The organism is Cellulophaga omnivescoria, from assembly GCF_001999725.1.
GTDB classification, from domain to species: domain Bacteria; phylum Bacteroidota; class Bacteroidia; order Flavobacteriales; family Flavobacteriaceae; genus Cellulophaga; species Cellulophaga omnivescoria.
This window is the reverse complement of the sequence record NZ_MDDP01000050.1, coordinates 1-26173: the sequence shown is the minus strand read 5'-3', so window position 1 is coordinate 26173 and position 26173 is coordinate 1. Positions and strand designations below refer to the sequence as shown.

General features: G+C 31.9%; 31 protein-coding genes. 26 read left to right on the top strand and 5 right to left on the bottom strand.

Translation table 11 applies throughout. The annotated features are described in order from the left end of the window. The first annotated feature begins 23 nt into the window (after positions 1–23). Genes BFJ87_RS15400 through BFJ87_RS15380 form a run of 5 tightly spaced genes read left to right on the top strand, consistent with a single transcriptional unit; the run spans position 24 to position 3796 of the window. Positions 24–1532, top strand: coding sequence for a helicase HerA-like domain-containing protein (locus BFJ87_RS15400; RefSeq protein WP_077406690.1), 1509 nt, complete (start codon positions 24–26; stop codon positions 1530–1532). Positions 1533–1562: 30 nt separating this feature from the next. Then, positions 1563–2108 (top strand): hypothetical protein, encoded by a 546-nt coding sequence (locus BFJ87_RS15395; protein ID WP_077406687.1) that lies wholly within the window; start codon positions 1563–1565, stop codon positions 2106–2108. Between the two features lies 1 nt (position 2109). Beyond that, a complete protein-coding gene (locus tag BFJ87_RS15390; RefSeq protein WP_077406684.1) occupies positions 2110–2478 on the top strand; it encodes a cupin domain-containing protein in 369 nt (122 codons plus the stop codon). Between the two features lie 32 nt (positions 2479–2510). Further along, positions 2511–3353 (top strand): alpha/beta fold hydrolase, encoded by an 843-nt coding sequence (locus tag BFJ87_RS15385; RefSeq protein ID WP_077406681.1) that lies wholly within the window; start codon positions 2511–2513, stop codon positions 3351–3353. Between the two features lie 14 nt (positions 3354–3367). After that, a complete protein-coding gene (locus BFJ87_RS15380) occupies positions 3368–3796 on the top strand; it encodes a VOC family protein (RefSeq protein ID WP_077406678.1) in 429 nt (142 codons plus the stop codon). A 16-nt stretch (positions 3797–3812) separates the two neighbouring features. Here BFJ87_RS15380 and BFJ87_RS15375 read toward each other — a convergent pair whose 3' ends face one another. Beyond that, on the bottom strand, positions 3813–4619 hold the full coding sequence (locus tag BFJ87_RS15375; RefSeq protein ID WP_077406675.1) for a hypothetical protein: 807 nt from the start codon (positions 4617–4619) through the stop codon (positions 3813–3815). 69 nt (positions 4620–4688) lie between these two features. Then, entirely contained in the window at positions 4689–5405 is a 717-nt protein-coding gene (locus BFJ87_RS15370; protein WP_077406672.1) for a class I SAM-dependent methyltransferase, read from the bottom strand. Positions 5406–5465: 60 nt separating this feature from the next. On the opposite strand from BFJ87_RS15370, the gene BFJ87_RS15365 reads away from it, so the two are divergent. The 3 genes from BFJ87_RS15365 to BFJ87_RS15355 all read left to right on the top strand — a co-directional run bounded on the left by BFJ87_RS15365 (position 5466) and on the right by BFJ87_RS15355 (position 7369). Beyond that, positions 5466–5981, top strand: coding sequence for a DUF2059 domain-containing protein (locus BFJ87_RS15365; protein ID WP_077406669.1), 516 nt, complete (start codon positions 5466–5468; stop codon positions 5979–5981). Further along, positions 5981–6475, top strand: coding sequence for a YkgJ family cysteine cluster protein (locus tag BFJ87_RS15360; protein WP_077406666.1), 495 nt, complete (start codon positions 5981–5983; stop codon positions 6473–6475). The genes BFJ87_RS15365 and BFJ87_RS15360 overlap by 1 nt, the downstream gene beginning before the upstream one ends. 63 nt (positions 6476–6538) lie before the next feature. Beyond that, positions 6539–7369 carry a sterol desaturase family protein gene (locus tag BFJ87_RS15355; RefSeq protein WP_077406663.1) on the top strand — a complete coding sequence of 277 codons (831 nt, stop codon included), beginning with the start codon at positions 6539–6541 and terminating at the stop codon, positions 7367–7369. On the opposite strand, the gene BFJ87_RS15350 is transcribed toward BFJ87_RS15355, so the two are convergent. Further along, positions 7366–8601: an exo-beta-N-acetylmuramidase NamZ family protein gene (locus BFJ87_RS15350; protein WP_077406660.1), complete on the bottom strand. Its 1236-nt coding sequence runs from the start codon at positions 8599–8601 to the stop codon at positions 7366–7368. The two genes, BFJ87_RS15355 and BFJ87_RS15350, sit on opposite strands and share 4 nt — an antisense overlap. Before the next feature lie 3 nt (positions 8602–8604). Here BFJ87_RS15350 and BFJ87_RS15345 point away from each other — a divergent pair, with 3 nt between their 5' ends. The 9 genes from BFJ87_RS15345 to BFJ87_RS15305 all read left to right on the top strand — a co-directional run bounded on the left by BFJ87_RS15345 (position 8605) and on the right by BFJ87_RS15305 (position 19129). Beyond that, on the top strand, positions 8605–9846 hold the full coding sequence (locus tag BFJ87_RS15345) for an ABC transporter permease (RefSeq protein ID WP_077406657.1): 1242 nt from the start codon (positions 8605–8607) through the stop codon (positions 9844–9846). A gap of 92 nt (positions 9847–9938) precedes the next feature. Continuing rightward, positions 9939–10919, top strand: a complete 981-nt coding sequence (locus BFJ87_RS15340; RefSeq protein ID WP_013621769.1) for a PLP-dependent cysteine synthase family protein — start codon at positions 9939–9941, stop codon at positions 10917–10919. A gap of 12 nt (positions 10920–10931) precedes the next feature. After that, positions 10932–11519, top strand: a complete 588-nt coding sequence (locus BFJ87_RS15335; protein WP_077406654.1) for a sugar O-acetyltransferase — start codon at positions 10932–10934, stop codon at positions 11517–11519. A 27-nt stretch (positions 11520–11546) separates the two neighbouring features. Beyond that, positions 11547–12332: an aldose epimerase family protein gene (locus BFJ87_RS15330; protein ID WP_077406651.1), complete on the top strand. Its 786-nt coding sequence runs from the start codon at positions 11547–11549 to the stop codon at positions 12330–12332. Positions 12333–12405: 73 nt separating this feature from the next. Next, positions 12406–14130 carry a SulP family inorganic anion transporter gene (locus BFJ87_RS15325; protein ID WP_077406648.1) on the top strand — a complete coding sequence of 575 codons (1725 nt, stop codon included), beginning with the start codon at positions 12406–12408 and terminating at the stop codon, positions 14128–14130. A gap of 65 nt (positions 14131–14195) precedes the next feature. Beyond that, positions 14196–15605: an MBL fold metallo-hydrolase gene (locus tag BFJ87_RS15320; protein ID WP_077406646.1), complete on the top strand. Its 1410-nt coding sequence runs from the start codon at positions 14196–14198 to the stop codon at positions 15603–15605. A 187-nt stretch (positions 15606–15792) separates the two neighbouring features. Then, positions 15793–16842, top strand: coding sequence for a lactonase family protein (locus tag BFJ87_RS15315; RefSeq protein ID WP_077406643.1), 1050 nt, complete (start codon positions 15793–15795; stop codon positions 16840–16842). Between the two features lie 84 nt (positions 16843–16926). Continuing rightward, on the top strand, positions 16927–18288 hold the full coding sequence (gene hemN, locus BFJ87_RS15310; RefSeq protein ID WP_077406640.1) for an oxygen-independent coproporphyrinogen III oxidase: 1362 nt from the start codon (positions 16927–16929) through the stop codon (positions 18286–18288). A gap of 22 nt (positions 18289–18310) precedes the next feature. Next, the gene (locus tag BFJ87_RS15305; RefSeq protein ID WP_077406637.1) at positions 18311–19129 is read left to right on the top strand and encodes a universal stress protein; all 819 of its coding nucleotides are present in this window, start codon (positions 18311–18313) and stop codon (positions 19127–19129) included. Between the two features lie 87 nt (positions 19130–19216). On the opposite strand, the gene BFJ87_RS17100 is transcribed toward BFJ87_RS15305, so the two are convergent. Then, the gene (locus BFJ87_RS17100; RefSeq protein ID WP_262487738.1) at positions 19217–19348 is read right to left on the bottom strand and encodes a hypothetical protein; all 132 of its coding nucleotides are present in this window, start codon (positions 19346–19348) and stop codon (positions 19217–19219) included. A gap of 90 nt (positions 19349–19438) precedes the next feature. Further along, positions 19439–19615 (bottom strand): hypothetical protein, encoded by a 177-nt coding sequence (locus BFJ87_RS16935; protein WP_171974524.1) that lies wholly within the window; start codon positions 19613–19615, stop codon positions 19439–19441. 183 nt (positions 19616–19798) lie between these two features. On the opposite strand from BFJ87_RS16935, the gene BFJ87_RS15300 reads away from it, so the two are divergent. The 9 genes from BFJ87_RS15300 (at position 19799) to BFJ87_RS15260 (ending at position 25899) form a co-directional block, all read left to right on the top strand. Further along, positions 19799–20128 (top strand): YtxH domain-containing protein, encoded by a 330-nt coding sequence (locus BFJ87_RS15300; RefSeq protein ID WP_077406634.1) that lies wholly within the window; start codon positions 19799–19801, stop codon positions 20126–20128. Next, positions 20129–20476 (top strand): hypothetical protein, encoded by a 348-nt coding sequence (locus BFJ87_RS15295; RefSeq protein WP_077406631.1) that lies wholly within the window; start codon positions 20129–20131, stop codon positions 20474–20476. 10 nt (positions 20477–20486) lie between these two features. Further along, a complete protein-coding gene (locus BFJ87_RS15290) occupies positions 20487–20684 on the top strand; it encodes a hypothetical protein (protein ID WP_245799649.1) in 198 nt (65 codons plus the stop codon). A gap of 38 nt (positions 20685–20722) precedes the next feature. Beyond that, entirely contained in the window at positions 20723–21040 is a 318-nt protein-coding gene (locus BFJ87_RS15285; protein WP_077406625.1) for a hypothetical protein, read from the top strand. Between the two features lie 509 nt (positions 21041–21549). Next, positions 21550–23325 (top strand): AIPR family protein, encoded by a 1776-nt coding sequence (locus BFJ87_RS15280; RefSeq protein ID WP_077406622.1) that lies wholly within the window; start codon positions 21550–21552, stop codon positions 23323–23325. A 233-nt stretch (positions 23326–23558) separates the two neighbouring features. Further along, entirely contained in the window at positions 23559–24119 is a 561-nt protein-coding gene (locus tag BFJ87_RS15275; RefSeq protein ID WP_139344266.1) for a hypothetical protein, read from the top strand. A 280-nt stretch (positions 24120–24399) separates the two neighbouring features. Further along, positions 24400–24807 (top strand): hypothetical protein, encoded by a 408-nt coding sequence (locus BFJ87_RS15270; protein ID WP_077406615.1) that lies wholly within the window; start codon positions 24400–24402, stop codon positions 24805–24807. Positions 24808–24994: 187 nt separating this feature from the next. Further along, the gene (locus BFJ87_RS15265) at positions 24995–25432 is read left to right on the top strand and encodes a DoxX family protein (RefSeq protein WP_077406612.1); all 438 of its coding nucleotides are present in this window, start codon (positions 24995–24997) and stop codon (positions 25430–25432) included. 14 nt (positions 25433–25446) lie between these two features. Continuing rightward, positions 25447–25899, top strand: coding sequence for a MarR family winged helix-turn-helix transcriptional regulator (locus BFJ87_RS15260; RefSeq protein WP_077406609.1), 453 nt, complete (start codon positions 25447–25449; stop codon positions 25897–25899). Positions 25900–26173: the final 274 nt, after the last annotated feature.

Below are 26173 nucleotides of genomic sequence, written 5' to 3'. Positions count from 1 at the left end.
TATTTTTATCAAAATTTTAAGAAATGAGCACCAAGGAAAAGTTCTTAGCAGACATAGAAAAAGGATACGCAACAAAAGGAGATTTTATAACTATGGGCGCTGGTATTGTAGACGGTGAAACCGTTACAAATGCGTTTGTAAAAGTACCTTTAAAAACACTTAACCGACACGGTTTAATTGCAGGTGCTACAGGTACGGGCAAAACAAAAACTTTACAAGTATTGGCAGAAAACTTGTCAGACAAAGGGGTGCCAGTTATGTTAATGGATTTAAAAGGAGATTTAAGTGGTATAGCACAACCAAGTGCAGGACATCCTAAAATAGATGAACGCCATGCTAAAATAGGTTTGCCATTTAACGCTAAAAGTTTTCCTGTAGAAATTTTGTCGTTGTCTGAGCAAGATGGTGTAAAGTTAAGAGCTACAATATCTGAATTTGGTCCGGTGTTGCTTTCTAGAATTTTAGATTTAACAGTAACGCAAGAAGGTATTGTTGCAGTTATTTTTAAATATTGTGATGATAATAAATTGCCACTTTTAGATCTTAAAGATTTTAAAAAAGTACTACAGTACGCTACAGAAGAAGGTAAGGCAGAGTTTAAAGAAAGCTACGGAAGAATTTCTTCTGCATCTACAGGTTCAATTCTTAGAAAAATAATAGAGTTAGAACAGCAAGGAGCCGATTTATTTTTTGGTGAAAAATCTTTTGAAGTAGATGATTTAACTAGGATTGATGAAAACGGTAGGGGATACATTAATATTTTAAGATTAACAGATATACAAGATAGGCCTAAGTTGTTTTCAACTTTTATGCTAAGTCTATTGGCTGAAATTTATGATACTTTTCCTGAACAAGGAGATAGTGATAAACCAGAACTAGTATTGTTTATAGATGAGGCTCACTTAATTTTTGATGAAGCATCTAAAGCATTATTAAACCAGATAGAGAGTATTGTAAAATTAATACGTTCTAAAGGTATTGGTGTATATTTTGTAACTCAAAATCCTGCAGATGTTCCAGAAGATGTTTTGGCCCAACTAGGATTAAAAGTGCAACACGCATTACGTGCATTTACAGCAAAAGATAGAAAAGCTATTAAATTAGCAGCACAAAATTATCCAGATAGTGAGTATTACAATACAGAAGATGTATTAACATCTTTAGGTATAGGAGAAGCTTTAATTTCTGCCTTAGATGAAAAAGGTAGGCCAACTCCGCTAGCCGCTACTATGTTGCGCGCACCTATGAGTCGTATGGATGTTTTAACAGATAAAGAGCTAAAAGAAGTGATAGATGCTTCTTCTTTGGTTAAAAAATATAATGATGTAATAGATAGAGAGAGTGCTTATGAAATGCTTAACGAGAAAATTGAAAAAGCAGAAGCTCTAGCGGAAAAAGAAAAAGAGAAACCAGCAGCTAAAAGAACAAGTAGTCGCTCTAGAAGTACAAGGCAAAATCCTGTGGTAAAAGTTTTAACCAGTGCAACTTTTATTAGAGGTGTGTTAGGCGTGCTTAAAAAAGTATTACGTTAAAAAAACCTACTTACTAACTATATATTTTAAATGAAAAAAATTACAATTACCTGCTTAGTTGCAGTGGCAATTTTGGCGGCAAAATGCGGCAAAGGAACAGAGTCAGATTTTTTAATTACGCCAACGAGTTTTGGTAAATTAACAAAAGAAAATTCGGCAAAAGATTTAGAAACAATTTATGCAACAGATTCTATAGTTAAGGATGATGCAGTGCAACTAAGTGCTAGTGTACGCAAAGAGCATATTTATGAAAAGGGTGGAAAACCATTGTTTACAGTAAGTATTAGTAAAGACTCTATAATTGATAATATTAGAGTTTTAGATCCGCGTTACACTACAGATAAAGGGATTAATTTACTTAGTACGTTTAAAGATATTAAGGATAATTACACTATTCATAAGGTATTAACTTCTATGAATAATGTAGTTTTATTTATAAAAGATAGTGATGTGTATTTTACTATTGATAAAAAAGAGCTGCCAGAGAACTTACGCTACAGTAACAATACCAATATTGAAGCAATACAGATACCAGACGCTGCTAAAATAAAATACTTAATGATAGACTGGGAATAGTATGAAAAAGAAGTACACCATACAAACAGAGCCTTTTGTTGTACCTACTACAGATGGCAAATTAATTGAAGAACATTTTGGCGGAGCAACAAACAAGCAACAGGATTTAAGTATTGCTCATATGGTGGCTCCTCCAGGTTGGTCAGAGCCTTTTCAGACTCCAGAATTTACAGAGTATACTTATATTATTAAAGGTAAAAAGCAATTTTCTATAGATGGTGAGCTTGTTGTTTTAGAACAAGGGCAATCTATACGCATAGAAAAAAATACACGCGTACAATATGCTAACCCTTTTAGTGCTTCTTGTGAGTATATTTCTATATGTACCCCAGCTTTTTCTATAGATACAGTAAATAGAGAAGAAGATTAACCCTTATTTTATAATAGCCTACACTATATTTTATGAAAAAAATGCTAAGTAAAATTATACCTGTTGCCTATGGTACATATTTTAATGTGCTATCTGTTTTCAGTAAACGGTTAGCAGCAAAAAAAGCATTTTATCTTTTTTGTACCCCAAGAAAAGGTAAAGTTTTGCCACACCAAACAGAATTTTTAAACAAGGCAAAAAAAGAGGTAATAAATACCAATAATTTAGATTTACAAGTATACCAATGGTCAGGAGAAAAAGAAACTATTTTACTGTTGCATGGTTGGGAAAGTAATGTCTTTAGGTGGCGCAATTTAATTGGGTATTTAACTAAAGAAAATTATAATATTATAGCTTTTGATGCACCTGCACACGGTAACTCTACAGGCTCAGTTTTGCACGTACCAATTTATACAGAGGTTACACAAGCACTAATAACCAAATACCAACCAAAATATATTATAGGACATAGTGTTGGTGGTATGACAACCTTGTATAATAATTACAAATACAACAACCCATTTGTAGAAAAACTTGTAATACTAGGTGCACCATCAGAGTTTTATACTATATTAAAGAATTACAAGTCAATGTTAAAGTTTAATAAAGCTGTTTTTAACAGTTTAAAAGAATTTATATTTGATAAGTTTAATTTTTTGCCAGAAGATTTTTCTATCTCAGAATATGCAAAGCAGAACACTAAAAAAGGTTTACTTGTGCATGATAAGTTAGATTTAATAGCTCCTTGCTCGGACTCTGAGTTGGTGCATAAAAATTGGACAAATAGCAAACTACTAGTAACAGAAGGTTATGGCCATTCATTACATCAAGATGAGGTAAGTAATGCTGTTATATCATTCATAAAAGAAGCATAAATAAATTATATAAAATGACATACCCAATAGCACCTTTTCATATTGCCATTCCTGTTCATAATTTAGAGGAATGTAGAATTTTTTATAGAGATGTTTTAGAGTGTCCAGAAGGTAGAAGTAGTGACCATTGGGTAGATTTTAACTTGTTTGGTCATCAATTAGTAATACATTACAAGCCAAAAACCGAAACAGAAGAACTACACACCAATGCCGTAGATGGAAAAAATGTTCCTGTACCACATTATGGTGTAGTATTACCTTGGGAAACTTTTGAGAATTTTTCTGAAGACTTAAAGGCTAAGGGTGTAACTTTTGTAATAGAACCTTATGTGAGATTTAAGGATGAGGTAGGTGAGCAGGCTACTATGTTTTTTTATGATCCTGCTGGTAATGCGTTAGAGTTTAAAGCCTTTAAAGATTTAAATCAATTATTTGCTAAATAGTAGTTGCAAAAATTAACTACTTACCACCGTTAGCTTTTAAATCTGCTATGCATTCAGCGTCTAAAGTAGGTAATCCGTTTTTACTTGCAATAAGCATTTTTTTCATACCAGCCCCAAATTCTAATTTTGCGTTCATTAAGCAATCTTCAACATTGCAATGGTTGCTTCCAACAGTTTCGCCGTCATCATTTGTGGTTTCTCCTTCATGCGGGTGTACCATTTCTGTTCCTAAATTAACCAGGCCCATTAAGTGGCCAAGTTCATGCTGTAAAGTTGCAGTTTCTACAGATGTTTCCGAAACTAATGTGCTTTTAGCTGCTAATTCTTTTATTGTAGACTCATAAATTACCATAGATGTATTACGGTATACAGCACCTAAAGTTACAGAGTTAGTTTCTTTATCATCATTGTTAGATGGTGCATCTGCAAAGTAAATATAAATTGCTAAGGTGTCATCTGTATTGTAAGCAGTTCTGTTATCAGTTTCTAACTTAGCTATTTCTTCTATCGTTAAACTTTCTTTATTAGGAGAAGAAACTTGCTTGTACGTGGTTGTTATTTCGTTTTTAAAAGTAACATCATTAATAAAGTCTGTAAAGTTCGCAATTGAAGCATCATTAGGTCTAAAGCCATCTACATAAACAACTTCTAATGCTAGTTTAGAGAATTTTGTGTTAGCTAAAATATCATTAGCAGAATCTCCAGAGCCTTGTAGGTTAGATGCTTTGTTGGTCCCATCTTTTTGTTCAGCAGAGCTGTCATCTGTACTAGAACAGCTAATAACAAGTAAAACGGCAAATAGTAAAGCGCTAAAATTCTTCATAAAAATCTTTTTATAACTAACAGTTAGTTGCAACAAAACCCTACTAGCCAAACGTAATAATTTGTATTTCTATTGTTTAGCAACGGTAAGTTTAGCTAAATAGTCGTAATGTTCTCCTTCAACTATCAGTTCACAGTTAAAACCATTTATAATTGCAGCGCGTTGTAGTGTGTTGTAATCCAAATATAACCAAGGAAAAGTGTTGGTTTTTTCATTTTTGTATTGCATTTGGTAATCTACCTCTCCGTAATAATCTTTGCCAGGAGGAATCCAGTAGCCGCCATCCTCGTCTTCTTCAAACATATAAATAATATCACTAGAATCTAGTAGCAATTGTCCGTTTGTGTTTAATAGAGATTTTAGGTGCTGTAAATAATCACCTAATTTCTGCAATGTGCCAACTATACCAATACCATTCATTAGTAGTAAAAGAGTATCATACGTAGTGGTATTGTAATCTAGAATTTTGGCGTGTATTGTTTGCTTTACACCTCTTTTTTTACAAGTTTCTATAGCTCCTTTAGATGAATCTAAAGCTGTAACATCTATGTTTTTCTCTTGTAAATACAAACTATGGCTACCAGCGCCACAACCAATATCTAAAACCTTTCCTTTACTTAATACTAGTGCTTTTTGCTCTATAATTGGCATTTTTGCATAGTCTCTAAAAAGATATGGCACAGGAATTGTATCATCTTCAGAAATAGAGGAACGCGTTACAATGTCTTCTTTGTAAGTATTATTTAGATAGTCTAACATTGCGGCACCAAAAATATCGCTTCCCATTTTATTTGTATTTTAGCCAACAAAAGTGGCATTTTTTAACAACAATAGAAAGTATTTTATATGAAACAACTTGGAATTGCATTGGTTTTAGTTTTTTTTATTACGGCAAATGGTATGGCCCAAACACAAAAAGATAAAAGTTTAGTAGCAACCTATTTACAAGCTAACGGTTCTGCAGCACAATACGAGTATGCATACGATCAATTGTTAGTAATGCTTACTAAAAACCATCCAAAAACGGATAATAATGCAGATGCTTACAAATATCTAAATGATAATAAAAGTAAAGCTGTTAGTGAAATTTTAACTGATTTAGAAGCGGTTTACACAAAACATTTTACTCAAGATGACATAAAAGAAATGTTAGGCTTTTACAGAGGTGAGGCTGCAAAGCAAATGCTTGCCGATAGAACAAAAATGACAGAAGAACAAAAGCAAGAGCTTAATGCATATTATAATTCTGAAGTAGGAAAAAAAATAATATCTAAACAGCAAGTTCTTAGTAAAGAAATTGGAGCTGCTTCTGAAGCTTGGAGTAGAGATTTGTATGAAACAGCTATGAGTTTATTAAAATAATGGAAGAGGTTTTAAAAGAACTACCCAAAAAGGCAAAAGAGAGACAAAACGAGAATAAAAAGTTTTTTACAAGGCTTAAAAAAAAGCCGCCTAAAAACTTAGACTATGTAATGCAAGAGCTTCATGAAGAGGAGTTTACTAAAACAGATTGCCTTACTTGTGCTAATTGTTGTAAAACTACGGGGCCTTTGTTTACTAATGCAGATGTAGAGCGTATTGCAAAATTTTTTAGGCAAAAACCACAACAGTTTATACAAAATTATTTACGTGTAGATGAAGATAATGATTATGTGCTGCAAAGCGTACCCTGTACTTTTTTAGGTTCAGATAATTATTGCTCTATTTATGATGTAAGACCAAAGGCGTGCAGAGAATTTCCGCATACAGACCGTAAAAAGTTTCAGCAAATAAGTAATTTAACTTTAAAAAATGTTGCTATTTGTCCGGCTGCATATAACATTGTAGAAGAAATGAAAAAGAAAATTAAAGTATAATATTTTTAATTTTTTAAAAAAACCGTTAACCAAAAAGTTAACGGTTTTTTTTATATTTAGAAGATGGAAAGTATAGTTACGTATTTTGAAAACATACCATCTGCTCACCGCAGCCTAATTTTAGTTGGTGGTATAACATTTTTTTGGCTTTTAGAGGGTGTTTTACCGCTACAACGATTTACGTACAAAAAATGGCGACACGCATTGCCTAATATATTTTTTACGTTTACTACTGTTGTAATAAATTTTTTACTAGCATTTTTATTACTTAAAACAAGTGATTGGACTGTTGTAAATAACTTTGGTATTATAAATTGGTTACCAAAAATGCCATTATGGTTGTATGTTACAATAGGTGTAATGTTACTAGATTTTTTTGGCGCTTACCTAGCACATTTTACAGAGCATAAAGTAAAACCGTTGTGGATGGTACATTTGGTTCATCATACAGACCATAATGTAGATACTACTACAGCAAACAGGCACCACCCGTTAGAGAGCGTAATACGTTTTGTATTTACTTTAGCAGGTGTTTTTATTGTTGGTGCACCAATGGGTGTTGTAATGTTATACCAATCTTTATCATTAGTTGCTACACAATTTGGACACGCAAACATTAAACTACCTAAAAAGGTAGATGCTTTTATTAGTTATTTTTTAGTATCTCCAGATATGCACAAAGTACATCATCATTATGTTTTGCCTTATACCGACTCTAATTACGGCAACATTTTTTCAGTTTGGGATAGGTTGTTTGGTACATTTATGAAATTAGATCGTGATAGCATTGTATATGGTGTAGATACTTTTCCAGATGAGGTAGAGAATGCAAGTATAAAAGGGCTGCTAAAGCAACCCTTTCATAAATATAGGAAACCTACAACTAATACTTAGTTGTACAAAAGGTATTTAGCTCTTATCTTTTTAAATTCTTCAATAGCTGGTTGCCAAGTTTTTTTAATTTCTGTTTCAGACATACCAGATTCTATTTGTTTTTGTAATTTATCTGTACCAGCGTGTTTTGTAAATCCGTTTGTTAAAAATACGTTGCTTTTATCGGTACTATTTTCATAAGCATCTATAATCCATTTTAATGTCATACTGTTCATTCTTTCAGATTTAGACAAGTCATTACCATAACATAGTTTTCCTTTGTGTTTTGGGTGTTTAGATCCAAAATTTGGTTGCGGAGTATAAGTAAAACCATATTTTGTACTGTCTAAAAAAGGAGCACCATAACGCTGAAACTGAAACTCTGTACCACGGCCAGCGTTAATGTTCATACCTTCAAACAAACCTAAACTAGGGTAAAGTGTAATTGCAGTATTGTTTGGCAGGTTTGGAGAAGGTCTAATAGGTAAAATGTAATCACTAGTATGCTCGTAATTGTCAAGTTTTATTACGGTTAAATCTGTTTTTTTATCGCCATTTAACCAACCCTCTTCATTTATCATTGTTGCATATTCTGCAATTGTCATTCCGTATACTAAAGGAATATTTGTCATTCCTAAAAAACCTTTATGTTCTGTTTCCATTGTTGGGCCGTCTACATAATGCCCGTTTGGGTTTGGTCTGTCTAGCACAACAACTTTAATATTGTTTTCTGCGCAAGCTTCCATAACCAATTGCAAGGTTGCTATATAGGTATAAAAGCGTACGCCAACATCTTGTATATCAAAAAGCACCACATCAATATCTTTTAATTGTGTATTATTTGGCTTTCTATTTTTACCGTATAAAGATATTAAGGGCAAACCTGTTTTAGTATCTACACCATCTTTTACGTGTTCACCAGCATCAACCTTGCCTCTAAAACCGTGTTCTGGGGCAAATACTTTTTTAATGTCTACTTTTAATGTCTGTAGTGAGTCTACCAGATGAGTATACGTGCTGTCCGTTTTAAAAATAACACTAGTTTGGTTGGCAACAATAGCAACTCTTTTACCCTTTAATAACGATAAATAGCTATTTGTTTTATTAGCAGCTACAACAATTTTTTTGGGAGTACTAACTTCTATTTTTTCTTCTACTTTTGCTGTAAAATTAGCTTTTGGGGCGTTTCCACAAGCAGATAGTATTAAAAACCATAATAAAACTGTACTTTTGAAACCGGATAAAATTGCCATAAATTGAACTTAGAATTTTTTATTACTAAACGCCTAATTAAAGGTAAAGAGAATAAAAGTAGTATATCTGCGCCAATAATAAAAATTGCTATTGTAGCAATTGCATTGAGCGTAATTATGATGCTTTTTGCAATTGCTACAGGAGACGGACTAAAAGAGAAAGTAAGAGAAAAAGTAGCTGCTTTTAATGGGCATATTCAAATTTTTAATTACGACAATAACACCTCAGATGTGTCTGTTGTTCCCGTATCTATACATCAAAAATTTTATCCAGAATTTACATCTGTTAGTGGTATAACGCATATACAAGCAATTGCAAATAAAGGCGGAATAATTATTACGGATGATACTTTTGAAGGTATTATAGCAAAGGGAGTTGGAAAAGATTATAATTGGGATGTTTTTAAAGAGTACTTGGTTGCTGGTAAACTACCTAATTATAAAGATAAATTAAATGAAGAAGTGTTAATTTCTTCATTAATTGCTAATAGGTTACAACTAAAAGTAGGAGACAAGTTTTCTACCTTCTTTTTAAAAGATAATAATCCTTCACAAACACCAAACCGAAGAAACTTCACTATTGTTGGTTTGTATGATAGTGGTTTTGAAGAATTTGATGGTACTTATGTTTTTGTAGATATACGCCACATACAGCGTATAAACAAATGGGATAAAAACCAAGTGGGTAGTTTTGAGGTCTTTTTAAATAGTTTTGATGCTATAGATGCTAAAAGTAAAGAAATATACGGAGCTACAGTTTCTACATTAGACTCTAGCAATATAAAAGATAAGTACCGTAGTATTTTTGAGTGGATAGGTTTGTTTGATTTTAATGTGGCACTTATTATTGGTATTATGATAATTGTTGGCGGTATTAATATGATAACTGCTCTGTTGGTTTTAATTTTAGAGCGCACACAAATGATAGGTATTTTAAAAGCTCTTGGCGCAGCAAATTGGAGTGTGCGTAAAGTGTTTTTATACAATGCAGTTTATTTAATTGCAATTGGTTTATTTTGGGGTAACTTAATTGGTTTGGGACTGCTATGGCTGCAGAGTAAATTTAAGTTTTTAACTTTTGCAGACCCAAAAGAATATTATATAGAGTATATACCTGTACATATTAATGTTGTAACTGTATTACTACTAAACATAGGTGTAATGTTACTTTGTTTACTTATGTTGTTATTACCATCTTACATAATTACTAGAATTAGCCCAGTTAAATCTATTAAGTTTGAGTAGGCTAATAACTTACATAATCTAACAATAACCTCGGGTTTAGTTATTTTTCTATATCATTAATTTATCTTTGCAGGTAAATAGAAATTATTTAAATGAATTACGCAGAGAATATTTTAGAGACTATTGGTAACACACCGCTAGTTAAATTAAATAAACTAACAGAAGAATTACCTTGTTTGGTATTGTCTAAATACGAAACTTTTAATCCTGGGAATTCTGTAAAAGACCGTATGGCTTTACAGATGATTGAAGATGCAGAGGCAGACGGAAGGCTTAAACCAGGCGGAACTATTATAGAAGGTACTTCTGGTAATACAGGAATGGGCTTGGCATTGGCAGCTATTATAAAAGGATACAAATGTATTTTTGTAATGGCAGACAAACAGTCTAAAGAAAAGGTAGATATTTTAAAAGCAGTAGGTGCAGAGGTTGTTGTTTGCCCTACAGCGGTAGAGCCAGAGGATCCACGCTCATACTACTCAGTTTCTAAACGTTTGGGAGAAGAAATACCAAATTCATGGTATGTAAATCAATATGACAATCCGTCTAACGCAAAAGCACACTTTTTAAGTACGGGTCCAGAAATTTGGGAGCAAACAGAAGGTAAAATAACACATTTTGTTGTTGGTGTTGGTACTGGTGGTACTATATCTGGTGTTGGTAAATACTTAAAATCTAAAAATCCTAATGTAAAAGTTTGGGGTGTAGATACCTATGGTTCTGTATTTAAAAAATATCATGAGACTGGTGAGTTTGATGAAAATGAGATTTACCCGTACATAACAGAAGGTATTGGTGAAGATATTTTACCTAAAAATGTAGACTTTAGTATTATTGATGGTTTTACAAAAGTAACCGATAAAGATGCTGCTGTTTACACACAACGCTTGGCTAAAGAAGAAGGTATGTTTTTAGGTAATAGTGCAGGTGCAGCCATTAAAGGTGTGTTACAATTAAAAGAACATTTTACAAAAGATGATGTTGTAGTAGTACTTTTTCATGACCACGGAAGTAGGTATGTTGGTAAAATGTTTAATGATGATTGGATGAGGGAGCAAAACTTTATAGAATAAATAGTAGTGCCTATGCAGAGTGAAAAAGACAAAATGCTTTCTGGTAAGCCGTATTCTCCTTATAACAAACAATTAGCAGCAGAGCGCTTAAAAGCAAAAGATATTGTTTTTAATTTTAACTCTCGCAGACCCTCACAACTAAAAGAACAAAAGCAAGACCTAGTTTTGCTTTTAGGAAAAACACCTAAGCGGTTCTATATAGAGCCGCCTTTTAGGTGTGATTATGGTTATAATATAGAACTTGGCGCTAACTTTTTTGCTAATTATAACCTTACTATATTAGATTGTGCTAAAGTTGCCATAGGAGACAATGTAATGTTGGGTCCTAATGTTGCAATATATACTGCAACACATCCTATACACCATACTATTAGAAATAAACATTATGAGCACGCTTTGCCAATAACTATAGGTAATAATGTTTGGGTTGGTGGCAACGTGGTTATAAATCCAGGTGTAACTATAGGAGATAACAGTGTTATTGGTTCTGGTAGTGTAGTAACCAAAAATATACCTAGTAATGTTATTGCAGTAGGTAATCCTTGTGTTGTAAAAAGACAAATTACAGAAGAAGATAAAGTCTATTTTGATATAAAATAGTAACTTGTGTGCTATAATTTGTTTAGCATGATAACACTTAAATTAGCAAACCAAACCGTTAAGATTGATAAAGGTGAACTGGTAAATTACATTGTTAATGATGTAGAATTTATACACCAAAAGGGAGATCCGGGATGGCGTAATGCAGATACAGAAATGTTTCCTATAATTGGGCCTACTGCAGAAGCAAATTTTAAAGTACAGACGCCTAAAGGAGATGCTGTTCAAGACCAACATGGTTTATTAAGAGAGTTAGCATATACACTGGTAGAAAATAGTACTAATACAGCAATTTTTAAAAAGGAGTATAAGGCCAATACCAAAGTAACCAATTCTAAATATCCAAATAAATCTACCGTAAGTGAATTGTACTGGCCATATGATTTTCAATTTGAAAAAAAATACCAACTTACCAACACTGGTTTAAAAATTACATTTACAATTACAGCAGAAGAAGGTATGCCGTATATGTTAGGGTATCACCCAGCTTTTAAAACAGAAAGTAGTACTACGCAAATTAGTTACGGAGAAAATATTAAAACTAGTGTACAAGATATAAAAGCTGCAGGTAGTGTGGCTTATCCTTTAAGAGATGTTACTAAAGCAGGACTACAAAATACAAATACTATTACTATAAAAACCCAAGGTTTTAAAGAGTTAATGTTATGGACAGAGGTAGACACTATGTTATGTATAGAGCCTATTACATTTTATCCTTATGATGTTGCACAAAACAAATTATTTAAAGGGTTTAGCCATATAGGTAACTTGCCAGCAGAATATAAAGTGTTTTTAACACCTTCTAATTTGTAACTTATGTTATAATTTGTCACCCTTTTTTTAATATCATATTTATACTATAAAACAATAACTGTAAATTTGCCTAATGCATAATTTTTTTCCAATACTTACTTGGCTTAAAACCTATAAAAAAGGAGATTTTATAAAAGATTTACTTGCTGGTTTTACGGTGGGTATTATTTTAATTCCGCAAGGTATGGCATATGCTATGATAGCTGGTTTACCACCTGTATATGGTTTGTATGCAGCCTTGTTTCCTACTTTAATGTATGTTTTTTTAGGAACATCTAGGCAGTTGGCTGTTGGGCCCGTTGCTATGGATTCTTTATTGGTTGCAGCAGGTTTAGGAGCTTTGTCACTTACCACCACAGAAGATTATATTGCAATGGCAATTGTACTTGCTTTTTTGGTTGGTGCTACTCAGTTTCTGCTAGGACTTTTTAGAATGGGTTTTTTAGTAAACTTTATGTCTAAACCTGTAATTAGTGGTTTTACATCTGGTGCAGCAATAATAATTATGTTTAGTCAGCTTAAACATTTACTAGGTGCAAATATAGAGGGCAGTAGCAAATTTGTAACGCTAATAAAAAATGTATTTGCAAAAGTAGCAGAAACCAATATGTACGACTTTGCTATTGGTATGGTTGGTATACTTATAATTGTGGTAGTAAAAAAAATAAATAAAAAAATACCGTCTATTTTATTTGTAGTTGTATTGGGTATTTTGGCTGTTTACTTTTTAAAATTAGAGCAATACGGCGTAAAAATAGTAGGTGCAATTCCAGATGGTTTACCTTCATTTGGTGTACCTAACATAAATATAAAAAACATATTAGATATTTGGCCAATTGCCATTACTTTGGCTTTAGTTGGGTATTTAGAGGCAATATCTATAGGTAAAGCTCTAGAAGAAAAAACAGGAGAAGAAACTATAAATCCAAACCAGGAGTTAATAGCTATTGGATCTGCAAATATGGTAGGTTCTTTTTTTAAATCTTTTCCGGTTACTGCAAGTTTTTCTAGGTCTGCTATAAATTATGAGGCAGGAGCAAAAACAAATTTAGCATCACTTTTTAGTGTAATAATGGTAGTGGTGGTGTTATTATTTTTAACACCATTATTTTTCTATCTACCTAAAGCAGTATTGGCATCTATAATTATGGTATCTGTATTTGGTTTAATAGACGTAGCTTACCCCAAAGAACTATGGAAACACCGTAAAGACGAGTTTTTAGTATTGTTAGCAACATTTATTTGTACGGTTTTTATAGGTATTAAAGAAGGTATTTTGGTAGGCGTTTTATTTTCATTATTACTAATGGTCTACAGAACATCTAAACCACATTTTGCGGTTTTAGGTAATGTAGAGGGAACAGATTATTACAAAAATGTAAGTAGGTTTGGTACAGAAGTAATTACCAGAGAAGATTTATTAATTGTTAGGTTTGATGCACAATTGTACTTTGGTAATGCAGGCTATTTTAAAACAGAATTGTACAAACACATACATAAAAAAGGTGCCGCTTTAAAAGGTGTAATATTAAATGCCGAAGCTATAAATTATATAGACTCTAGCGCTGCACAAATGCTAGAAAAAGTAATAAAAGAAATTCACGAAAAAAATATACAGTTTTATGTTGCTGGTGCAATTGGCCCTGCAAGAGACATTATTTTTACAAGCGGAATTATAACGGAGTTGCACAGAGAGTTTTTGTTTGTAAAAACATCTGAAGCAGTAACGTATTTTGATGAGCCTAAAGAAATATCTATACTAAGAGCCAAGGTTGCACATCAAAAAAACTTTAACTGATAAATATCAGTAACTAAAAAAAATAATTAACGTAGTTTTACGCGTTTACAAAATTGAAATAGACTATGAATATAGAACAGATTTATACAGGATGTTTAGCACAAGGTGCCTACTATATAGAGAGTAATGGAGAGGTGGCAATTATAGATCCGTTAAGAGAAATAGATCCTTATATAAAAAGAGCAACAGCAGATAATGCTACAATAAAATATATTTTTGAAACCCATTTTCATGCAGACTTTGTTAGCGGACACCTTTCGTTATCTAAAGCTACTGGTGCACCAATAGTTTTTGGACCAAACGCAAATACTGGTTTTGATGCCCTTATAGCAGAAGACTTACAAGAGTTTAAATTAGGTAATGTAACTATAGTTGTATTGCACACACCAGGACACACTATGGAGAGTACAACGTATTTACTACGTGATGAAAACGGTAAAGACCACGCTATTTTTTCTGGTGATACATTGTTTTTAGGAGATGTGGGAAGACCAGATTTAGCCCAAAAAGCTGGTGAAATTACAGAAAAAGATTTAGCAGGCTTTTTGTTTGATAGTTTACGTAACAAAATTATGCCATTAGCAGATGATGTTATTGTGTACCCAGCTCACGGTGCAGGATCGGCTTGTGGTAAAAATATGATGAAAGAAACCGTAGACTCATTAGGCAACCAAAAGAGAATGAATTACGCCCTACGTGCAGATATGACTAAGGAAGAATTTATAAAAGAGGTTACAGATGGTTTAGCACCACCTCCAAAATATTTTCCACTTAATGTAAAAATGAATAAAGAAGGGTATGATGATATAGCTGTTGTGCAGGAAAGAGGTACAAGACCTCTATCACCAGAAGAGTTAGAGGTTGTAGCAAATGAAACTAATGCAATTGTTTTAGATGTTAGGCATCAAAATGAATATGTAAAAGAACACATACCAAGGTCTATTTTTATTGGTCTTAACGGTAGTTTTGCTCCTTGGGTTGGTGCTTTAATAGCAGATGTTAAGCAACCTATTGTTTTGGTTGTACCAGAGGGACTAGAAAAGGAAGCAATTACACGTTTATCTCGTGTTGGTTTTGATAATACTATTGGTTATTTAAAAGGTGGTATAGATGCCTGGAAAGCTGCGGGTAAGGAAGTAGATAGTTTACGTTCTATTTCTGCTACCGAAGCAAAAAAAGAAATAATAGAAAAAAATGCACCTGTTTTTGATGTTCGTAAAGTAGGCGAGTACCAGTCAGAGCATTTAGTAGATGTTACAAGTACGCCATTAAGTATGCTAAACAACCATTTAGCAGAGTTTCCTAAAGAAGAAACTTTTTATATACACTGTGCTGGTGGTTACAGATCTGTAATAGCTGCATCTATCTTAAAAAGTAGAGGAATTCATAATTTGGTAGACATAGCAGGTGGTTTTGCAGCTATGCGTAAAGCAGATATGAATATAACAAAATATGTTTGTCCATCTACTTTATAGTAACTGTATAATATAAATTACAAAAGGTTAAAACAGTTTGGTACTTACCAGCTTGTTTTAGCCTTTTTTTTTATTAAAAACTCTATTATACAGGTTTTACAAATACTGTTGTAAATTTAAAGTAGCATATAAAGTAATGTTATTCTTTTATTTGTAATTTGTGTTTTAAATAACTAGCATTTAAATTATGATTGTATTGGTTGGTGGTTACACCCAAAAAATGTCTGAAACCCTAATTGGGAAAAGTAAAGGTATTTACATTTTAAAATGGAATGAAAACACTGGTACTACTACAGAAATAGGACATTTACCGCTTAAAAACCCAAGCTATTTTGCGTATAATGATAAAAACAATTGTTTGTATGTTATTGAAGAAATTGCTTATGAAGATACACCAAAACTAAAAGTATTTAAACACAACGGTAATGGTAGTTATACATTTATAGATGAAAAATACATACACGGCGCATACCCTTGCCACATAGCCATATCACCAAATGGTAAAGAAGTTGCTGTTGCCAATTATGGTACAGGAAATGCTGAGGTGTATGCCATACAGAAAAACGGTTTTGTGCAAAATGCTCAAATTTTACAACATACCGGTAAAGGAGTAAACCCAGGCAGACAAGAAGGGCCGCACGCACATATGTGCTTGTACAATAAAAACAGAATGTATGTAACAGACCTAGGTTTAGATGCTGTTAAAACCTATGAAAAAGGTAGCAATACTGGTTTTATGAACAGGGCTAATTTAAATTTTAAAGTAGCTGCCGGTAGCGGAGCAAGGCATTGTGTTTTTCATCCTAAAAAAGAGTTTGTGTATGTGTTAACCGAGATGTTTGGTACTGTAAGTGTATTTACAACTAAAGACAGTAGTTTGTTGCAAACCATAAAATTGTTACCAGAATCGTTTATAGGTCTGCCAGGTGCGGCAGCCATTAGAATAAGTGATAACGGAAAATTTTTATACGCATCAGAAAGAACCACTAGTCAAATTATAGTTTTTAAGGTAGATAAAAAAACGGGAGAATTAACATTGGTAGAGCGTGTAGATGCAAATAGTATAACACCAAGAGATTTTAACTTGTCTCCGTCTGAAGATTGGTTGCTGGTTGCAGGCCAAAGCTCTAATGATGTAAGTGTCTTTAAAAGAAATAAAGATGCAGGTACGTTAACCCTATCACACCAAATAAAAGACATAAATACCCCAACGTGCATAGTTTGGCATAAAGCCTAAATTGTATTTTTTTGGTAGTATGACATTTGTCATAGTTATAGCATAAAATAGCCTGTATTTTTACCTTAAAAATACGCTATACAAATGTGCAATTTAGTTCAGAAATACAATATTCCAGGTCCACGTTATACAAGTTACCCAACCGTTCCGTATTGGAATATTAACACGTTCTCTGGTAAGGAGTGGGAGCGTACCTTAATTAAATCTTTTAAAGAAAGTAATGCTACAGAAGGCATAAGTTTGTACATACACTTACCTTTTTGCGAAAGTCTTTGTACGTTTTGTGGTTGCCATAAACGCATTACCAAAAGGCATGAAGTAGAAACACCTTATATACAAGCAGTATTAAAAGAGTGGCAATTGTATTGCAATATGTTACCAGAAAAACCAATTGTTAAAGAGTTGCATTTGGGTGGTGGCACACCAACATTTTTTACGCCAGAAAACTTACAGGCACTTATAAATGGTATTTTTAGAAAAGCAGAACGCGCAGCAGATTACGAGTTTAGTTTTGAAGGCCACCCAAACAACACTACTAAAGAACATTTACAAGCACTATACAATGTAGGTTTTAGACGTGTAAGCTATGGCGTGCAAGATTATAACAGTACTGTGCAAAAAGCCATAAACAGAGTACAGCCTTTTAGTAACGTAAAAAACGTAACACAATGGGCACGGGAAATAGGGTATACCTCTGTTGGGCACGATATTATTTTTGGATTACCACACCAAACTTTAGAACACGTAGAAGAAACCATTTTAAAAACAAAAGAATTGCTGCCAGATAGGTTGGCTTTTTACAGTTACGCACACGTACCGTGGTTAAAAGGTAATGGGCAACGTGGTTATAAAGATGAAGATTTACCAACTGCAACACAAAAAAGAGAGCAATATCAAAAAGGAAAAAACTTACTAGCAAAAGTAGGTTATAAAGAAATAGGTATGGATCATTTTGCCCTAGAGAATGATAGTTTATACCAGTCTATGGTAACTAACAATTTACATAGAAATTTTATGGGGTATACACCATCTAAAACACAAGTAATGATAGGTTTAGGTGTTTCTAGTATTAGTGATAGTTGGTATAGTTTTGCGCAAAATGTTAAAAGTTTAGAAGAATACAATCATTTAGTATTTAATAATATAATTCCTATTTATAGAGGACACATTTTAACACAAGAAGATGTTGTAATTAGAAAACATATTTTAAATTTGATGTGTAGGTTAGAAACTTCTTGGAGTAACAAAAATGAAGAGTTTGCACAACTAAGCGAAACTTTAGACAAGTTACAAGAAATGAAGAATGATGGTCTTATAGAAATTTCTTCTACAAAGCTAACTGTATTAGATAAAGGCAGGCCTTTTATTAGAAATATATGTATGGCTTTTGATGTGTTACTACATCAAAAAACACCGCAGACAAGACTATTTTCAATGACAATTTAATTATAAACTTTAAATTTTACGCATGAAAAAAATAATAGTACCTGTAGATTTTTCAGATCAATCTAATAAAGCATTAAAAGTTGCTGCATCTTTAGCTAGTAAGCAAAACGCAGAGCTTGTAGTTTTGCATATGTTAGAACTAAATGCAGTAATGATTTCTTCTGAAGGATTACCACAAGAGCAAGTTGTATTTTTATTAAAACTTACAGAAAAAAGATTCTCAGAATTTTTAGACAAACCATTTTTAAAAGATATAACAGTAACACCAATAATAAAACACTACAAAGTATTTAGTGAGGTTAATGAGGTTGCAGAAGAGCACAAAGCAGACTTAATTGTTATGGGCTCCCACGGTGTAGATGGTTTGGAAGAAATTTTTATAGGTAGCAATACAGAGCGTGTAGTACGTAATGCAACAGTGCCAGTTTTGGTAATTAAAGACGATATTGAAGATTTTACAGTAAACTCTATAGTTTTTGCGTCTAGTTTTAATGAAGACAACATACCAGCTTTTCATAAAGTAAAAAGTTTTGCCAACCTTTTAGGAGCCAAAATAAACTACGTGTACATAAATACACCAGGTGATAATTTTTTAAGCACAGAAGATGCCTACACCAGAATAGCACAGTTTATATCTAAAACCAATGCCGGTATAGAAGTAGAAATTTATAACGACTATACTGTAGAAAAAGGAATTTTAAATTACAGCAATACAACAAATGCAGATTTAATAGCCATATCTACACACGGCAGAAAAGGCTTATCTCACTTTTTTATGGGTAGCATAGGAGAAGATGTTGCCAACCACGCCACCATACCCGTAGTAACATTTAAAATATAAACATAAAAAAAAGCAGGTTTTAAAAACCTGCTTTTTCATTTCAACCAAACATGTAATCAATTATTACAACTAACCATTAACCACGTATTATTCTTTTTTTTTAGTACTATTCATTAAAAAACCTACAACTATTGCTACTAGTACAATACATACTAGTGCAAAAATGGCAATCATTATTTTACCATTGTTTAAATTAGATAATATTATAGATAATTTCATTTTTTGTTGGTGTATTTATGTTTCATACCGTAAAGATATTGGCTAAAACCCACCTATAATATGATAATTGTCAGTCTAATAAAAAAAACATTACAATTCTGTTCCTGTGCTAAAAACAGCAATAGACAATAATATTAATGCTGCAATTACAATTACAAATGCCACTATAGTAATGGTATTGTTCTGAAATAAGTAGTTGCTAGTTTTTTTGTCTTCTTCTTTCATAAACTTAATATCTTCTTCTCCTTGTTTTAAATCTCTTTTCATTGTTATAGTTTTTAGTGTGTGTGTACAAGTATACAAGAATGGCAAAGAAAATAGTATCGCAAAAAAAAATAAAAGTAACGCAAATGCTTTATGGTAAATGAGTTAAGGATAATATCATTTGCGGCAATGTAACGCCTAAAGTTTTCTGAAATTTGTAAAACAAACAAATAAAATATAAAAATCATGAGCAATAACAGTAACACATTATTAGGAGTATTAGCAGGAACCGCAGTAGGAGCAACATTAGGAATTTTGTTTGCGCCAGACAAAGGAATTAATACCAGAAGAAAATTGGTAGACGAAGCTGTAGCAACAAAAGAGACTATTGCAGAAAGCGCATTAGACTTAAGAAACACAGTAGCTGCAACAGTAGCAACTAATAAAGAAACTTTGGACACTAGAATTGAAAACTTAGTATCTGATGCTAGCTATAAAGCAGACGATGTAATTAACCAATTAGAAGGTAAATTAAAGGAGTTAAAGGCTAAAAACAAAAAATTACAGAAGTCATAAATGAGTGTAATTAACTCCATAGACAAAACGGCAACAGAAGCCGCAGCGGCCGGAAAACAATACGTAGAAGTATCTAAAAAATACTACCAGTTAAAAGTTTTTCAGCAGTTAACAAGTACATCATCCTACGTGGTAAAAACAGTTATTATAGGAGGCCTACTATTGTTAGCATTTTTGTTTATGGCAATTGGCGCTGCATTGGCTTTAGGAGACTTGTTTAATAATATACCATTAGGGTATGCAGCAGTAGGAGGTATATTTATACTGTTGGGCTTGTTGGTATATGGTAGAAGAACATTTATAGATAAAATATTAATTAAAAATATGTCTAAAACATATTTTGATTAAACCACAAACTATGCAATACACATCATTTAAGCAAATAGAGCTAGATTTGAAAAGGCTTAGTTTAGAAAGGCAAATACTAGTAGAAGAGCTAAAAGCACAAAAACACCAAGTTGCAGAAGACTTAAAACCTTACAACTGGTTTGGTTGGGCTTATAAATTAGCCCGTAAATACGGAGCACTACTAGTAATTAAAAAAATTTTTAAATAAGCATCTGCCTATTTTTTAATCACAAAAACACACAAACTATGAGTAATGAATATGCTAAAAACGAAAGAGATAACATAGAAAAATACCAAAGCCAAGGTTACACCAGTAACTTTAGCGTGGTAGATGGCAAATTGGTAGACGTTGCAGAGAAAACCAAATACACGCCACAACAAGTTTTTGTGGTAGAAGAACACAGGTATGAGGGTATGAGTAACCCGTCTGATATGTCTATACTATACGTTATAAAAACAGAAGACAACAATAAAGGCACAGCCTTAATAGGTTATGGTCCAACGGGTAATTTAAATGCTGCAGAGTTTTTTAAAAACATACCCAAAGAAAATTACAACAGTTAAACTGTTCCCCAAAACAGCCCTATATATATGTAAAAAGCAATACTATTTTTAGTGTTGCTTTTTTTGTAAATAAAGCATTTTGTGCCATTTACCATTAAAAACATACCATTGGTAAAGTATTTTGCTACAACCATACATATGTTTAGTTAAGATATAAATTTAGATTGTAACTTGTAGGAAAATTAGTAAAGTTAATTAGTTGGTTTTAAATTGTAATTGTAAGAGACGAGACTGTTCCCCAAAAGAACCTCTCTTTTTAAAGAGCAACACTATAATAGTGTTGCTTTTTTGTTTTGCAGCACATTACCATTAAAAATATACCATTGGTAAACTATTTTAGGGCAATTATACATTTCCGTAATTACAATACAAAAAATAATTATAAATTGTGAGAAAAAATAACAACTACAAATAGAATATGTGCGTTTATACAGCCGTACTTGCGTAATAAACGCAATGACTTGAGTTTATATGTAGTTGTAGCCAATTTGAAAAACTGAATTACACTAATGAAAAAATACGCCATATTAACCAATATTTTAGATAAAATAATTCAGTCAAAGCCAGAAAAATATACAAAGCTTTATTCTGATGAAACTCTCGAAAAGACAAACCAAAGTAGGTCTAGAGCATTTATACATTTATACTTAAAAGTTGGATTTGGCTTGCTATCGTTTGAAGAGAGAGAAAGATATATTACTGATGGCTCATATGATGGCGGAATTGATGGTTATTATATTGACAAAGAATCTAGAACCATCTATTTCATACAATCTAAATTTAGAACAAATGAAGATAACTTTGAATCAAAGAAAATTGCACTTGATGAAATCCTAGTAATGGACATCAATGAAATTCTAGATGGCAATACTCAAGATGAAAAAGGAAATGATTATAATGGAAAAATAAAGCAACTTCAAAGAGAAGTTTCTGAAATAGAAAATATTGGAAGATATAGATATGAGGTTATATTACTTGCTAATATTGAGCAAAATATTCCAAACTCGAAATTTAAACAACTTACTGGAGGTTATCCTGTCACTGCCTTCAATTATGAAAAATGCTACAATGATTTAGTTTTCCCTGTTATTACTGGAACATTTTTCAATGCAACAGAATTAAATATCTCTCTTGATTTAAGTAATAAAAATGCTGGAAGTAAAATTAGTTATACAGTAACTACAAAAAACGGAGAATGTGAAATAACTGTACTTTTCGTACCGACCATAGAAATAGCAAAGGTTCTTCTAAAGTATAAAAACTCTGTTCTGAAGTACAACCCAAGAAGTTACTTAGAATTTGATGGAAAAAAAGTTAATTCAGCCATCAAGGAGACTATAATAAATGAATCAACAAATGAGTTTGCCTTATTTAATAATGGAATTACAATGTTGTCTGATGATTCCTCAATTAATGAAAGAATAGGACAAAAGAATAAGGCTCAATTATCAGTTAAGAATCCACAAATTATAAATGGTGGTCAGACTGCATTCACACTAAGTCGACTATTAGAAGATAATCAAGATAATTTAGACATTTTTCAAAATAAGGAAGTTTTACTTAAGGTAATCACCTTCCTAGATACACCTGAGAACTTTGAACAAAAGCAAAGTAAAGTCGAACTAATAGATAGAGTATCTAACGCCACAAATCAACAAACGCCTGTTCTAAATGCAGATAAATTTGCTAATGATGTAGTTTATAAAAAATTACAAAAAACCTTATACGAAAGATATGGTCTTTTGCTAGAAAGAAAAAGAGGGGAATTTGAAGACGGAATTAAAAACGGATATATTAATAGAACAGAATTGATTGAAAGAAATTTATTTTTTAGAATTTATTATTCTGTCAAAGGGGAAATTAATAAAGCATCACAGAAGAGGCTTTTCCAAAGTTTTGATACTTCTTTAAACTCTTTGGATTCTATTGAAGAATTAGATAAATTTTACTTCGGATATTTAATGCAACAAAAAATACCTTTTCCAAGTAGCAACGGTGGTGCTAGAAAAGATAAAAGTGGTTTTGCAAAACTTTTCCTTATGACAAGATTATACAAACCTGATTCGTTAGAAGACTACAATAATGCAATAAATAAGAATCTTTCTAAAGTTAACAAAATATGGGATAAGCATATGGCCGACTACAGTCGAGACACAAAAAAATATCATAGGCGTTACTACGATAAAGAGTCTAGAACAGAAGTACGAAGATTTGTCCCTAGAATGTGGTACCGTTCAGGTAGTTTTGAAAAAGACATAAAAGAATTAGTGAATAATATTGAATAAAAAACTGGCTACAACAATGGCTATAAGTAATTGCTGGTTCTCGCCTACTTCTGAAAATCCTCGCGGATTTTCTATTCGGTTTTTATTTGCTAAATTAGGTGTTTAAACCACGCAACAAACCATATACAAACACGTTACCACACATTTGAGAAATGACGAATTTTTTAGTTTTGATAGCGGTTTTATTAATAATTAGTTTAGTGCTGATTTTGACAAAATCTGACTTTCCCAAATTGGAGAAGATTATTAAAAGAATTTCGTTTTACTCTTTAATTGGAATTATAATCTGTTCGATATTTTTAGTTTTTGATTTAAGATTTAAAGGAAAATATACGACTACAATTCTAGGACTGACTTTCTTAATTTCTACAGTTATATTGTTTGGATTAACTAAAAAAACTGGAACCAAAATTTATAGCGGAATTTTGACAATACCTCTTGCAATATTTGGGGTTTCAAGTCTGATTTGGGAAATGCCAATTATCTTTTTCTATCTTCTTGCAATGCCCTTTCATCCGCCAATAGCGAAATTTGAAATTGATAAAAAGCATAATATAGAGGTTAGAGACGGTGGATTTATGGCTTGTGGTGAAAGTCTTTTTATTACAGAAACTACAGTGCTAATTATGGACAAATTAAAGCACGTAGGAAATAACTCCTGTGTTACTGGAATCAATAAAATTGAGACTTTGGAATTTAAAGAAGACAAAGCGGATTTTTTAATATATCACGATGGAAAAACTGAATTTAAAAATCCATATAAATATCAACCTGAAATAAAAAACGTGTGGTAACAATGGCTATAATCAATACGGGTTTTGGAGCTTAACGCTAAGTTTGGGTATATTTAGAGTGTCCGCCAGTCCGCCAATTCTTTTAGATTTGGCTTTTTAAATAGAAAAAAATAAAAACAAAATTTAAAAATTTAACTCTGTGCTTATCTGAAAAGTTAGTTTTTTCTATATAAGTTTCTATTATTAACTGTTACTAAGAATTTATAAATTGAATAAAATAATAGGTTTTACGTTTATAATTTTACTTTTTATTTCGTGTACTAATTCCAAAAAGACGGAATTGGGAAAAGCTTCAGAATCTGAAAGTATACTTACCAAAGCAGAACCTGTAACGTCAGATTTTAAGAAAGCTGAAGTAATTGTTCAAAAAATACTAGACTTGCCTAATCTACAGTGGATTTATCACCCAGAATTAAAAGAAAGGTTACCTATTAAAGTTTTGGAAACAGATATAATTAAAAAAAACTTTAGTTTAAATAAGTTTGGACAAAAAGTTAGAATTGTATCTAAAGCGGAATTAAAAGTTGAAAAAATAAAAGACCTTGTAATAATACATACCTTACATATAAAAAATGACACAACAGAATTTGGATTGTCTTTTAATATAGAAGATGTTGGTTGCAGTGGTAATTTTTATAAAAAAAATGGAAAATGGGAAGTTTTAGCTTATTCTGTTTGGGAAAATTAAACAAAACTACACATTGCAATTTGTACTACTAAAAACTAGAGCATAGTTTTTTTGGAAAAAAAGGTAGTTGTAACTCGCACTTAATTAGATTTTTACATTGTTCGGCTTTTTTTTGCATCTATAATAAACCGCTTAAATTATATTTTATTTATATATTTGTATCGTTCACGATTAAAACTTTTACGATATGAATACAACAAAAGCAAATACAAGCAGTATACAAAATATTTTTAGGGTATTATTAGGTTCTTTTATGCTTTACGCAGGAGTAGGGCATTTAACCTTTTTAAGAACAGAGTTTTTAGCACAAGTGCCAACCTGGTTATCTTCTAAAACAGATACTATGGATTTTGTAGTGCTTGTATCTGGTGTGGTAGAAATTGTTTTGGGTGTTTTAATGATTGTTGGCCGCAAGCTTAAAGTAAAAACAGGTATTGCTTTGGCTATATTTTTTGTGTTAATTTTTCCCGGTAATATAAACCAGTACGTAAACCAAATAGACTCTTTTGGGCTTAATACAGATAACAAAAGGTTAATTAGACTATTTTTTCAGCCTGTATTAATACTTTGGGCATTATGGTCTACAGGCGCATTGGGTTTTTTAAAACAAAAAATTAAAAAATAATAGCTCTAAAATATATGCTTTTGGAAGAAAATTACAATCCACTTAAATTAGAAAACCAAATTTGTTTTCCTCTGTATTCTGTATCTAGGCTGCTTATACAACAATACAAACCTTTGTTAGATGAGCTAAATATTACCTATCCTCAGTACTTAGTTTTATTGGTGCTTTGGGAGAATAATGAAATTCCTGTTAAAGATATTTCAGAAAAATTATTGTTAGAAACCAACACACTTACGCCATTATTAAAAAGAATGGAAACAAATGGTTACTTACAAAGAAATAGGTCTAAAACCGATGAAAGAATGGTAATTATATCATTAACAAAAAAAGGTAAAGACGCACACCAAAAGGCCTTAGAAATTCCTCAGAAACTGGTAGAAAAGTTAGATTGTTTTTCTGTAGATAAAAAAGAAATGGAGGTTATGAAAAGTATTTTAGATAAGGTTATTGCTACAGTTAAAAATTAGTATACAACTCATTTTTATTAGCATTTTTTTGTGCAGTTTTTGGTTATGTTAGCCCTGTTTTAATTATTAACCATATAGTATTATAACATTAATTTATTATTTAGATTTTATTTTTAATTTAGTTTTAGAAAAGTATAAACACTTTACTATTAATTTTTTAACTATAAAAAACATCAAATAATTAATTATGAAAAATATACTTAAACTTGGAATTTTGTTTATGGTATTCGCTTTTTTTTCTTGTAAAAATAAAAAATAATTAAAAGTTTAATAA